The 12,870-nt window shown below is 44.5% G+C and carries 9 protein-coding genes; 1 reads left to right on the top strand and 8 read right to left on the bottom strand.

The window, feature by feature from the left end:
- Positions 1-16: 16 nt before the first annotated feature.
- The 4 genes from WC805_03000 to mnmA form a co-directional block, all read right to left on the bottom strand.
- Complete coding sequence (locus WC805_03000) at positions 17-2,044, bottom strand: hypothetical protein (protein ID MFA5967452.1); 2,028 nt, start codon at positions 2,042-2,044, stop codon at positions 17-19.
- Between the two features lie 266 nt (positions 2,045-2,310).
- Complete coding sequence (locus WC805_02995; protein ID MFA5967451.1) at positions 2,311-3,411, bottom strand: hypothetical protein; 1,101 nt, start codon at positions 3,409-3,411, stop codon at positions 2,311-2,313.
- 298 nt (positions 3,412-3,709) lie between these two features.
- Positions 3,710-4,258 carry an RNA polymerase sigma factor gene (locus WC805_02990; protein MFA5967450.1) on the bottom strand — a complete coding sequence of 183 codons (549 nt, stop codon included), beginning with the start codon at positions 4,256-4,258 and terminating at the stop codon, positions 3,710-3,712.
- A 624-nt stretch (positions 4,259-4,882) separates the two neighbouring features.
- Positions 4,883-6,322, bottom strand: coding sequence for a tRNA 2-thiouridine(34) synthase MnmA (gene mnmA / locus WC805_02985; GenBank protein ID MFA5967449.1), 1,440 nt, complete (start codon positions 6,320-6,322; stop codon positions 4,883-4,885).
- Between the two features lie 145 nt (positions 6,323-6,467).
- Between mnmA and WC805_02980 the strand changes: the two genes are divergently transcribed.
- Complete coding sequence (locus tag WC805_02980) at positions 6,468-6,950, top strand: hypothetical protein (protein MFA5967448.1); 483 nt, start codon at positions 6,468-6,470, stop codon at positions 6,948-6,950.
- A 432-nt stretch (positions 6,951-7,382) separates the two neighbouring features.
- On the opposite strand, the gene WC805_02975 is transcribed toward WC805_02980, so the two are convergent.
- The 4 genes from WC805_02975 to rny all read right to left on the bottom strand — a co-directional run bounded on the left by WC805_02975 (position 7,383) and on the right by rny (position 12,540).
- Complete coding sequence (locus WC805_02975) at positions 7,383-7,988, bottom strand: MerR family transcriptional regulator (protein MFA5967447.1); 606 nt, start codon at positions 7,986-7,988, stop codon at positions 7,383-7,385.
- A 1,122-nt stretch (positions 7,989-9,110) separates the two neighbouring features.
- Positions 9,111-9,662, bottom strand: coding sequence for a nucleoside-diphosphate kinase (locus tag WC805_02970; protein MFA5967446.1), 552 nt, complete (start codon positions 9,660-9,662; stop codon positions 9,111-9,113).
- A 21-nt stretch (positions 9,663-9,683) separates the two neighbouring features.
- The gene (locus WC805_02965) at positions 9,684-10,955 is read right to left on the bottom strand and encodes a pitrilysin family protein (GenBank protein ID MFA5967445.1); all 1,272 of its coding nucleotides are present in this window, start codon (positions 10,953-10,955) and stop codon (positions 9,684-9,686) included.
- A 40-nt stretch (positions 10,956-10,995) separates the two neighbouring features.
- The gene (gene rny / locus WC805_02960; protein MFA5967444.1) at positions 10,996-12,540 is read right to left on the bottom strand and encodes a ribonuclease Y; all 1,545 of its coding nucleotides are present in this window, start codon (positions 12,538-12,540) and stop codon (positions 10,996-10,998) included.
- Positions 12,541-12,870: the final 330 nt, after the last annotated feature.

Here is a 12,870-nt window from a genome sequence, read left to right as displayed (position 1 = left end):
GACCCTGCCTTGACAGTCAAGGTGTTGCTAGAAGCAGCAGAGATGGTAGGAGTAATTGTGTTGTTGGTAATAATACCCTTAACGGATACCTGACCAGCAGCATCAATCGAGAAGGAAAGGGTGTCAGTAGCTTCAAAACCATCAGTTCCAGAAGCAGCACCCAACGACCTTTTACGCCAACATTACTAACGCCGACTGGCAAAGTAAAGGTATTAGTAAAGTCTAATTCCTCATCCGGATCAGTACTGTCTGCTGTACCATCAACTGGTCCAGACAGAATATTTCCGGTCGCCATATCAACTAAACGAACATTAGTGAGATCGGTAGCATCAGCCGCTGGAGTGCCAGCGCTGACATCAGTCACGGCTGCATCAACGTGCACCGCGCTAATTCTGACCTGCTCACCCTTAACGTCAAAGGCAAATACCGCCAGGAGCTGACTATCAGCTATGGCAATATTACCAGTGGCGGGAGTGAGAGCACTCTTGGAAACGGTGACGGAACCTGAGTTAATGGTTTGGTTCTTGTCACCTTGACCAGCATTGTTAGTTCCACCTGTGCCAGCATCGGCTGTCCAGGAAGCACTAGGAGTAACGTAGAATCCATAGGTTGTGCCCCTAGCGAAGACCAAGTAATCACTGCCATCAGCGATGTCGCAGTTTATGGTTAAGCCGACACCGTCAACGATGTCTGCTTGTACCCGTAAGCGAATGGTATCGCCCTTGCCTAAGGCAAGATTGACCGCCCAAGAAGCTTTACCATCTGATGTCCAAGCGGCTTGTTCTCCCAAGCTTTTATTATTGGTCACATCCCACAACTCAATATTGGTAGCATCGGCCGTTTCGGCAGTACCAGCCTTGAGGACAGTAATTCTGTCAACTACAAATCCTTCGACAGAACCGGCTGTCAATTTGAAAGTATTCAAAATGACATCCTTATCACCCACATCTGGGGTGCTGTCAGAGATAGAACCATCTTCCGTGACAGTAATAGTACCAATGGCTACCTGTACGCACGTCATAAAGTTACCCCAGACTGGTGCACCAGTAACTGATGTGGCATTAGACACCACCGCATCGTTAGTGGCAAGACCTAATCTAAAGGTAACTCCAGCATCAGTAGCGTTAACCACTCCGGCCCTTAGATAGAAGGACTGCGAACCAGTTAAACTCAACGCTGGATTGATAAAGATTTGAGCCCGATGATCAGCATTAAATCCACCAGCTGTACTCCCAATTTGTACTCCGTCAGCATTTAACAGCTTAACATTTTCTAATTGAGTATCAGTAGAAAGACCGTCACGCATCACAAAGAGCTGATTAACCAAAACAGTGGCTCCGGATGCAGGGGTCATGGTGAATTTAGTGAAGTTAGCTTGCCCGGCATCGGCAATGCTAGAAGCAGCTGGGGTGTCGCCCGCTAAAACGATCGACAAACCGCCAGTAGGAGCAGTAGAAACACCACTGCCCACTACAAACTGCCAGAAGATATCAGAATTGGTACCCGGTAAAGTGATACCATTCTTGACCTGACGAGTCCAGGCCAAGAACTCACTGACTGGTCTTACATATAATTTGTAAGTCCCGTTAGAGAGACTCGCAGCCATTTTAATATTCCAAGTGAAGGTAATTTCACCTCCGTTAGGAACATCGGCTCCGTCATAGTAAACAAACCGGTTATTGTTCAGCACAAAGCTGGACAAATCTAAGAAGGAAGGCGTGCCGTCCTGTGGGTTCTGAGTACCAATGCCCCAGACACCGACCGGAACTTGCTTGGTGCCAACCGGCAAAGCCGATTTGCCTTTGATGGTTGTGCCAGACCGGTTAATCATCGTTAACGACAGAGGAATAGTTTGGCCCGCGGTTACCCCTTGGTATTCATGAGCTAACTGATCTGCGCTAATGGTGCCACTCTGGCGGACCCATTCATACTTATAGACCGTTTGAGCAACTGCACCACTGGGCATCATAGCGAAACCCACGGTTAAGCTGGCTGTTGCCAACCAAGCAATTGCCCGCGTCATCTTTTTGAAAGCATTATTCATGTATATTTTGTTCTTTCGAATTAATTAATAAGTGCTTTTATTTGGAGTTTGACTCTGGCGTTTAAAGGCTCAATTGATGCCTTCAAGCTGCCTAGAGGTTCATCTGTAAGCTGAGCTGACGCGAAATTTTATGCGTGTATTGCTCTCGGTCCAAACCTGCAGATTCGGTTAAATTGTTAAGTTGAAGTGTCATTCCGAGCGAAGTCGAGGAATCTAACAGTAAAAACCTCAGATCCCTCCGCTACGGTCGGGATGACAAACGAGTGTTATTCCTGGTTGACTGGCTGATCAGATTGGTTAGAATTTTCTGGATTTCCATCTGTGCTAACTGGATTGGTTGTTTGAGGAATAATATCAGCTAAAACTGTACCATTAATGACTACCCGATAAACTGTGAAATACCCATCTTTGACTACTCCACTCAAAGCCACATTGCTAGAACCGATATATTGGTCCATCGACACAGGGGATGACACAATGATGACGTATTGGTTACCATTAAAGAAGATAGTGGGTTGTCCACCGGCAGTACTAATACGTCCCGCTAGTGTCTGGAAGCCACTTAAAGCAATATTCAATGTCAGTGGTTGATTATTGGGTTTAGTAATTGCTTTCGGCACTATAGAACCCGTTGTAGTCGCATTTTTGTCAGATAATTCTGTTAATTTTCCAGATTCAATCTCTTTATCAGATGCAATGACATCCCTGATGGCTACAATTGTTTGTTTCACATCATCACTCGGGGTAGTTTTTTCAATATCTTCTAAAATTACCTTTTGATCGGCTAATAAACTATTAAATTTATCCAATAAAGCTGTGGCATTAGCCGTGTCTCCGCTTTCCTGGGCTTTTTTCAGGGTTTCTTTGGCGCTGACTAAGGCTGATTGACTTTCTTTTAATACAATATGTAAAGCTTCTTCTTGTCCCACGGATTCCTCGAGATATTGCAACCGCTCACCTGCGATATTTAAGCTAACTTCCGCTTTCTTGATCGGATCTGCTACCGCTGCTATTTCAATCGCTTGAAAAACTTTTTTCATGGCGAATAAAACATCACCCGGCCGAGAACTTTGAGCAGCTACCCCAGTTACTAATGAACCCAAGAAAACCACCATAACCACAGCGGCAGTGACTGGCATGGAAAAAGACAAACGATGAGGGATCAGCGCTTGTTGCAGATGCTTCAAAGACACTGCTAATCCGGCTTTGGCTTCTCCGGTCGCGATGGCATCAGCTAACTCAACTTGCCCAATAGATTGGAAAACCCGGTCGCGGATAGCTTGTTTTTTATTAGTAGTTAAAATCCCCTTGTTTTCACCTAGGGTACGGAGCTCAGCTTCTAGTTGTTCAAAATTAACAGAAGACATATTACCTTACATCTGTCATCCTGAGCGGAGTCGAAGGATCTCATGAGATTCCTCCACTACGGTCGGAATGACAGAAAGAATTATTAATAAAAATAACTGCTTATTAACTTAATAAGCTCTTTAATATCTGATAAATTATTAACTGACGGCGTATTCCTTGCGCCGTCATCCTGAGCGGAGTCGAAGGATCTCATGAGATTCCTCCACTGCGGTCGGAATGACAAACGGGAATTCCCCCAGTTTCCTAACCCTTCTCGGCGCAATCGCTACCTCTGCTTTAGAGCAGAGCGAGTCTGGACTAAGATAAACGTGTTTTGAGCTCTTGAAGAGCTCGATGCGTCAAAGCACGAACATTGCCCTCTTTTTTCTTCATAATTTGGGCAACTTTGGCAATGGGCTGATCTTCGACATACCGCAGCACCAAAACTTGTTTGTATTCCGGCTTAAGTTCTTCCAACGCTTGCTGGAGCCGACCTCGTTCCGGGTACAAATCCACCTCCCCTTCGATATCAACCAATTCTGGTAAATTGTCGAAAGGGATAGTTTGGCGCGTGGTGCGATAGTAATCGATCACACTATTTCGAGCGATGGCAAACAGCCAAGTGGAAAATTTAGTGTCTGCTTTCGGCTTGAAAGTTTTAATCCCCTTCCAAACCTTTAAGAAAACTTCGGCTGTAATGTCTTCAGCGCTACTTTCGTCTCTAGTTTTTAAATAAACGAAGCGGTAAATATGTTCTGCCCAAAGTTCATAAATGGCGCCAAAGGCCTTGTTGTCACCCTTGGCTGCCCGAAGCACTAAGTGCTCGGGGGTCTTTGTAGATGCAGGATGTAAGTTTGAAATGGGCATTAAACTCTTACGTTAGATATAACGATAGAACCGTCCAATTTGTTACAGACATCATAAATTATCAGCTCTGGGAGCGGATAATTCCAATATGACTTATCTGACATTTTGGGTGCCATTAAGGATGCGTAAATCTTAAATTTTGTCCACCTGATTATACGCAAAACATGTCAAAAAAGCAATATCACCTCTTATATTGCAAAGTTGACACACATCGGCTCCTATGATTTAAATAAGTCATACCGCGAATGAAAGGAGACCAATAATGATTGAAAGCGGAATAATAATAGGAATGTTGTACCTTATCGCTGGCGTTGCCTGTGCACTCACACTGCCTCCCCTATGTGACTATAGGTACGCAGACACAGTCAGCCCTTCACTTTTCTGGGAATGTTTGGCTGAAGACATGGCATGCATTTTATCCTCATCGGATTATAAATTCAGACCCCGGGAAGCCATGGCGTACTGTTTACTCTTCTGGCCGATACTGGTAGCGATTGTCCTAGTGGGTCTGGCAACAAATGCGTTGACGAAATCGTGATACAGGGTAACACCACTATCAGAGTGCACGCATAAGTTATTGGCGTTTATCGCCACAAAACCCCTCCTTCCATGGAGGCGGTTTTTCTATCTAGCACTAGTAATAATACCGCCGCCCAGGCAAATTTCGCCTTTATAGAGAACCAGGGATTGGCCGGGGGTGATGGCTCGTTCCGGCTTCACAAATTCAAAAAAGTAACCCTTTTTGTCTTTACCCAGTTTGCCTCGACTGGTTTCCGGCGTATAGCGGGATTTAGCAGTTAAGATAATCCCCATCAAATCGATCGGTTTAACGGTTTTATTATTAATTAAATGGAAGTTGGATAGCCGAGCGATTTTATTGTAGGTATCTTTGTCATCACCTACAATCACCTGGTTTTTCTTCATGTTTTTGCCGATGACATACATTGGCTTCACCATGCCAGACAGGCCTTCAATCCTCCTTTGTCCAATCGTATAAAACCAAGCCCCTTCATGTTTACCGATCTTTTTGCCCTCTTTAGTCACGATATCCCCTTCTTTTTCGGGTAGTTTAGTCTTCAGAAAGGATTTCACATTAATATTCCCAATAAAACAGATGCCTTGGCTATCGCGCCGCTCGGCAGTCGGCAAATTTACCTTTTTCGCCATGGCCCGAAGATCAGTTTTGACATAATCCCCTACCGGGAAGATACATTTCTTGAGCTGTTCCTGGGTAAGCCGGTAAACAAAATAGGTTTGATCTTTAATGGGGTCTTTGCCCTTTAAAAGCTGGTAATCCTTACAGATTTTGTTGTTGCCGTCATTCCGAGCTTTACTTTTTGTCATTCCGAGTGAAATCGAGGAATCTCTCACGCCAGATTTAGATCCCTCCACTCCGGTCGGGATGACAGAAGAAGTTGTCGGGATGACAGAAGAAGTTGTCGGGATGACAGAAGAAAGGAGTTTAAAAGACTTGGGATCGGCACAACGACTCCTGATATGGTGGCCAGTGGCGATATAATCCGCCCCCATCTTTAACGCTTTTTTCAGGAAATCATCAAATTTAATCTCGGTGTTGCACATCACATCCGGATTAGGAGTTAATCCCTCCTGATAACCCACAAAAAACGGATCAATTACCCGTTTGCGGTAATCCTTTTCAAAACTCCAGACCTGATAAGGAATCTTGAGGAATTTGCACACCTTGACCATATCTTTATAATCCTGGTACAGCGGACACTCCTGAATCCGCTTGATCGGGAAAGACCAATTTTTCATATACACTCCCACCACCTCAAATCCTTGCTCTTTTAGGAGATAGGCCGTGGCCGAAGAATCGACTCCCCCGCTCATCATCACAAAAACCACGGAAACTTTCCGCTGTTTCTTAGGAGTAACTTTAAGTGGACTGGACACAAAATAATCCGTCCAATGCCAATGTCGCTTTGCGACATTGGCCCCGCTTCCCGAAACCCTTGGGTTCGGGACATCGGGGCGACCTTTAGTTTTAACGCTAGATTTCGTCTTCTTAGTTGGTTTCCCGAATAATTTTAACTGCTTCGCCATAACTCCGATATTAACACTCCTGCTATTATACTGCTAACAACAGGGTTGCTTAAGCATTTTTCCTGTGCTAGACTAGATTATTCCTGATGGTCATCTGAAATGACCTCGGATGTATCTCAAATCAAAGAAAGGGAGGTGCACAATTATGCACCTTGGCAACCTGATTATAGCGGAGTTCGCCTCTCGAGAAACAAAAGAGGAACTGCCACTACCTGTATTGATCTTTGTGTCGGATGCCCCTGAATACCAGGCGTTGAGGCCAGATGGATCAGTGTTTGACATCATTGACCTGGAAGAAGAAACCTTCACGATCGACACCTACTATGCTTCTGTTATGGATGATGTATCCGAAACATACATCATCGGAGAAGCTGTAAACAGCGGTAAACCCGCTTTCTACCTCATCGGCATCTTTGATCTCACCAACGAAGTACACATGTCAGCTCTGATTGAAGCCCTGGCCGACCATGGCTGGATCGACCCTGGAGTTACTGTAGATTTTTCAGATTTTACCTTGACCAGTGTCGACGACGTCCGGACGATGATCTCCAAGCTGCTGTATCCATCGGAGGCAAGAATAGGTGACCTGGCTACCTTTCTAGAGAAAAAAGACAGCAGTAAGCTGTAACAACAGGACAAATCGTACCTAACCGAACAAAGGCGCCTACCCGGCGCCTGGTTTTTTATTCAAACGTTACTCATTCCCTCCTTCTTTCCCCATAACCAGACCTTGGAACTTGAGCGTTTTTTCTCCTGACCGAGCATTGGAGCTGGAGTGTTTTCCCTTAAGCCATTGGAGGAGGGATGATAAGGATAGGAGTTAAATTTCTAAGGGTGAGGCCATGTTTGAGGCCGATAGGCTATCGGCCGAGTTTGGCCAGAAAAATACCTAGAAATTTAGCCCTTTCATCATCCCGACGACTTGGCCGTCCTTTCGGTGCTACCACCAAAGACGAGCAAAGTGGTAGCGAAAGAATGAGTTTGTTGATTTTACAAAATCAAAGGGATGGAATATACTCCCACCTCCCCTAACCTCCCCTCGGTAAGGGGAGGAACTTATTTACTTCTTAAAGATTTGGTACCACTTTCTCTCCTTTTGAGGAGGAAATAGCAACAACGTAAGGTGATCCAACTCTTTCTTTAAATCCCCTCTTAGATCTTCACGTACTTCCCGACGCAACCCTTTTATCTCTGTGGCTAAGGTGTTGAGCGCCACTAACAGCTTTTGTTGATACTGCTTTTCTGCCGCATTGACAGTCCCCGTACCTCCTTTGTCTCGGAGTTTAGAGTTCAACCGAGCTACAATCCCCTCTTTGGTATAAAGCTTGGAATCCTGCAAAAATTTAATGCGCTCGAGTATTTTTACATCCGCCTCCGTAAACATCCGATGGTTGTACTGATTACGGTGGTTAGACAACACCTGATTGAAGGACTTTTCCCAGTGGCGAAGGCGATTTTCGGATATCTTTAAAAGCCGGGTTACCTCGGCCAATGAATGCAAGTCTCCGTCTACACTAGGGGTGGATCCAGTATGAAAATCTGTCACAACCGTGCCAGAATTATTTTCTGACACATGATTAACAACCGTAATAGCAGCTTCTTTTACTGAATTTGGTTGTTCAGTTGCTGTATCAACCATTTCTTGGGCTTTTTCGAGGGTTAGCATGGCATGTTAGGTTAAAAGTTATTTACTATGGCTCATTTTTGCCTTGAGGTTAACATGGGGTGCTAACTTGTTAACATGGGTTACCAACCCCAACACTCTTCTCCTATGAATGATCCAAAAAATGCCCTTTGGGGTTAACATGGGGTGCTAGGTACCTCACATGGCATGTTAACCCTACCACTTTGAGGTTAACATGGGTTGTTAACCCCGGTCAATATTTACTGACATACCAATCGCCTATTTTGCGCTATAGCTCTATATATTATATATAAATAGTAGTTAAGCAATTTTAGCTCTTTGGGTTAACATGGCCTACCAACCCAAAGGCCGTTAGGGTTAACATGGGGTGCTAGGTACCTCACATGCCCTATCAACCCTATATTTAGACAACTGTCTAAATATCTTTAGCCTCTTAGGTGTAGAAAAATTTTTGAAATGGGGGTTAGCATGGCATGTCAACCCAAAACTCCGCCACTAGAGCTGTGTTTTAATGTGGGGTTAGCACCCCATGTGAGGTGGTTATCCACTGTCGAAATAGCCTAAAAAACCAGTTTTTGAGAAACTGACTATCCTTGATCCGCTTTGGTAAACAATAACTGTTTATATAATAATTCTTTGGTCGAGAATTTATTTTCGATATGGCTGACTTCGACATAATAAAACCCCCTGACTTTTAAAGCCAGGGGGGTACGGATTGAATGTAAGGACTAGAGATGAAAAGAAAAAAGGAGAGACCGAGGCATGTCTTTGACCTGAACAGCTTAACCATATGAGAATCGACAATCTACTCCAAGTTCGGCGCATATACTGCGGCAAACTAAACTGGCTCCCAGGTCTCTCCCTTATAAAACAGCTTGGTGCTAAGATATCAATCCTAGCAGCTGTTGTATACAAGATTAATGTGTTAAGGAGCAAAAGCTATAAGCGGGAAACGCAATGTTGGGTCAAAACTCAGTTAACCCGAGTTTTCGGCGTTTGCCCTGGGTAATTTGATTATTAGATAACCAAAAAAATACCGCAGTTAGATTTTGACATACACTCTTGTTAAAGTCAATAAATCAAATTGCCGCCCTTGTTCGGCGACAATCTAGGACGGTAAAATAGGGGATAGCGGATAAATTTTTACTTAACCAACTCAGGAAACCACAATTTAATTTCAGTGGCAGCTTCTTCTGCGTTGCCTGAGGCATGGATGATATTGAATACGGGCCGTTTTTGCGAATTAGCTGAGATAGCCGAGTCTAACCCATATTTACCTCTAATGGAACCTGGTTCAGCTTTATTGGGAATGGTATTTCCGCATAACCTCCTGACATTAGAAACAGCGACCATGCCTTCCCAGACCATAGCCACTACCGGACCACTGCAGATATAGTCGATCAACCATTCCTTGATTTGTTTACCTAACTCTAAGGTGTCGGTAGTGCCGTACTCCTTAGCTAAATCCATCCCTAATTCTATACAACCATCCATAGTGCGTTGACCGAGATTAGCTATCCAGGCATTGTCTCCAGAATAATGCTTTTCTACCAGACTACGCTCTGGCAATAACATCTTTAAACCGACTAACTTTAGTCCGGAGCGCTCAAAATCAGTAATAATCTGACCGGTCAAGCCGCGCGCCACTCCATCGGGCTTAATCATGGCAAAAGTTCGTTCAATCATGTCTTGCATAGTTCTTATGTTTAAAGATTATTACTTTATCAGCTTAGCAAATTTCTCTTTATCGGCATACGGCCCGATCACGGCTAACAGAATCTTATCTTTTTGGAAGATCCTTTTGGCTAGTTTTTGCACCTCTTCCGCCGTCACCGCCCGATATTTCCGTTTAACTTCAGCTAATGACTCGACCTTATCGTACAACAACTCCTGATAAGCTATCTCATTGGCAACCGTATCTGAACTTTCCAAGCGTAAAGCCATGTGCCCAATGATAGATTGCTTAGCTTTCTTGAGTTCTTGAGCCGGAACCGGGGAGGCCATGATTTCTGTGAGCTCGTCTAAAATTAATTTGATCGCAAAATCAACTTTTTTAATGGTAACACCGGCACCAATCACAAAATTTCCGGCATCGGCATACATATCGTGACTCGCCCACACATAGTAAGCTAGTCCGTGACGCTCTCTAACGCTCGTAAACAGCCTCGAACTCATTCCGTCGCCCAGAATCACCGCTAACACGTCTGCAACGTATCTATCGGGGTTTAAACCGCCGAAGGTGGGCATTCCTATCGCTAAATGCGCCTGCTCAGTTTTTTTATAAATAACTTTCAGCCGATTTTTATATGTTTTAGGAGTCGTGTAAGGCAAGGGAAGATTTTTTTTACCACCTTTATCTAGTTTGAGATATTTATTGACCAGACTTTTCACCTCTGCCAAGGTAGTATTTCCGGCTACGCCCACCACAATATTGGCAGGAGAGTATAATTTTTTCTGATAATCAATAAAATCCTTGGGCGTAGCTTTTCTGATAAAATCTAGGTCGCCTAAGATCTGTTTGCCCAAGGGATGGTCCCCATACATTAGTTTTTGAAACTCATCCGCCAAAACCGAGCGGGGATTATCTTGGTACATATTGTATTCTTCGATAATTACCCCTTTTTCTCGGTCGATATCGTCCTGTTTGAACTTAGAGTTGAGCAGCATATCAGATAAGACATCGAAAGCTAGCTCGATATTCTCCTTGGCGACCTTGATGTAATAACCCACCGTATCATTGCCGGTAAAGGCGTTAAAAACTCCGCCCACGCCATCCACGGCTTCCGCCACCGAGCGGGGAGTCGGATAGCGATCGCCCCCTTTAAAGAACATGTGCTCTAAAAAGTGAGCAATCCCTCTGTTGTTATCGCCCTCATAACGAGAACCGGCCCGAGCTTTAATAAACACAGCCACCGTTTCCGTTGATTTCATCGGCACGACATCGATTCTTAAGCGATTCTCGAGAACAGCTTTTTTAACTTCTAGCATTTCTTTAGGTGAATTTTATGATTAGTGATGTTGAGTAATCTTATTTAGCAGTTTCTTCAGCCCGAAGCTCCCGGATAATATTAACCCGCACCGTTCCTGGATAGGTCATTTCTTTTTCAATCTTTTGCGCCATCTCCTTAGCCATCTTAATAATACCCAGATCGTCTACTTCTTCCGGGATCACCATCACCCGGACTTCGCGTCCGGCCTGAATGGCATAAACCCGATCAATCCCGGGGAAACTTTTGGCAATATTTTCCAGATCACTCAAGCGTTTAATGAATTGTTCCAAGCTTTCGCGACGCGCTCCGGGACGGGAGGACGAAATGGCATCGGCTGCCATAGAGATGAAATCGATAGCGCTTTTTGGCCCGCCGGATCCCTCGTGAGACACCTCGACTGCCTGAATAACCTCTTTCGGTAAACCGTATTTGATGGCGATATCTCGGGAAAGTTCAGCATGGCCACCTTCGAATTCATGATCCAAGGCTTTACCAACATCGTGCATTAAAGCCGCCAGTTTAGACAAACGGACATCAGCTCCGATCTGAGCTGCCATGAGTCCTGCCAGATGCCCTGATTCTACTGAATGATGCAAAATATTCTGTCCGTAACTGGTGCGATACTTCAGCCGACCGATGATCTTGACTAGATCTATCGGCAGACCAGTTAAGCCCAATTCCATCACCGCTTCTTCGCCGGCTTTCTTAATCTCAGCTGCGATCTCTTTTTGAGCTCTCTCGACCACTTCTTCAATCCGAGCCGGTTGAATGCGGCCATCGGAAACTAGCTTTTCTAAAGCATTTTTAGCAATCGCCCGACGCACCGGATCAAAGCAGGAAATTACTACCACGTCCGGTGTATCGTCAACGATCAGATCGACACCAGTAGCCCGTTCGAAAGCCTGAATATTGCGGCCTTCTTTACCGATAATCCGCCCTTTCATTTCGTCAGAGGGGATCGGCACTGCATAGGTAGTCGATTCGACGGCCGTTTCACCGGCATAGCGCTGAATGGCAGTGGCAATAATATCTCTGGCCTTAGAATCAGCTTCCTCTCGGGCTTGGCTTTCGATATCGTGCATGAGTTTGACGATATCGTCTTTGGCGTCTTTTTCCGTCCGTTTTAGTAATAATTCTTTAGCCTCCTCTTTGGTTAGCTTAGCAATGGCCGACAGCTTACTTTCTTGCTGCTCGCGGATTTTGATGATTTCTTCTTTAACCTCTTTAATCTCTTTATCCTGATCAAAAACCGCCTCTTGTTTCTTATCGAGTTCCATCGCCCGTTTGTCTAAAGTTTCATCCTTCTGGCGCAGGCGTTTTTCTAACTCTAAAAGCTCTAGTCGCCGTTGTTGTTCTTCCTTTTCGACGCGTTCGCGAATTTTGGAAGCTTCTTCTTTGGCGGTAATAACAATTTCTTTCTCGCGTTTGCCGGCGTCTTCCAGTTTTTCCTGAGCCTTTTTGAGAATTTTATCGGCTTCGGCTTCGGCATGGCTGACTTTGCGTTGCGCTAAAGCGAGCCGAATATAATAGCCAAGCAAACCTCCCCCGACTACCCAGAGTAAAATCGTTAACCAATTTTCCATTTTATAACCTCGCTGAAATTATTTTCAGGTTGGTTCCCGGCTTCAAAAATTTGGGCAAACTATCCCTCTAAAAACTGTTTAGTCTGGATAAGATTGATCTGGTAACTCACAGGAATAATTAAACTCAATTGCATAGAAATTTTTGAATGAAGGGAACTTGAACCAACCTGAAAGGTATTGATATATTAGCTGCGAACTTCTCTGACAAAATCTCTTTCGCAACACCCCCAATTTACCCGACTTTCGGGCACCTGTCAAAGAAAGCAGTGGACAATTTTGTCGATATCAAAATATTGCCCATAAACTGCCTTGATTCAATCCAAAACTAGG

It is taken from the genome of Patescibacteria group bacterium (assembly GCA_041659905.1).
Taxonomy (GTDB): domain Bacteria; phylum Patescibacteriota; class Kazan-3B-28; order Kazan-3B-28; family UBA10110; genus UBA10110.
The sequence above is the reverse complement of the archived record's forward strand: the minus strand, read 5'-3'. Positions and strand labels throughout refer to the sequence as shown.

What these genes read in the sequence shown, in the direction of transcription:
- mnmA (MFA5967449.1), bottom strand. Translation starts at nt 6,322, where the DNA reads ATGGCGAAGCAGTTAAAATTATTCGGGAAACCAACTAAGAAGACGAAA.
- WC805_02975 (MFA5967447.1), bottom strand. Translation starts at nt 7,988, where the DNA reads ATGCTAACCCTCGAAAAAGCCCAAGAAATGGTTGATACAGCAACTGAA.
- rny (MFA5967444.1), bottom strand. Translation starts at nt 12,540, where the DNA reads ATGGAAAATTGGTTAACGATTTTACTCTGGGTAGTCGGGGGAGGTTTG.
- WC805_02990 (MFA5967450.1), bottom strand. Translation starts at nt 4,258, where the DNA reads ATGCCCATTTCAAACTTACATCCTGCATCTACAAAGACCCCCGAGCAC.
- WC805_02995 (MFA5967451.1), bottom strand. Translation starts at nt 3,411, where the DNA reads ATGTCTTCTGTTAATTTTGAACAACTAGAAGCTGAGCTCCGTACCCTA.
- WC805_02970 (MFA5967446.1), bottom strand. Translation starts at nt 9,662, where the DNA reads ATGCAAGACATGATTGAACGAACTTTTGCCATGATTAAGCCCGATGGA.
- WC805_03000 (MFA5967452.1), bottom strand. Translation starts at nt 2,044, where the DNA reads ATGAATAATGCTTTCAAAAAGATGACGCGGGCAATTGCTTGGTTGGCA.
- WC805_02965 (MFA5967445.1), bottom strand. Translation starts at nt 10,955, where the DNA reads ATGCTAGAAGTTAAAAAAGCTGTTCTCGAGAATCGCTTAAGAATCGAT.
- WC805_02980 (MFA5967448.1), top strand. Translation starts at nt 6,468, where the DNA reads ATGCACCTTGGCAACCTGATTATAGCGGAGTTCGCCTCTCGAGAAACA.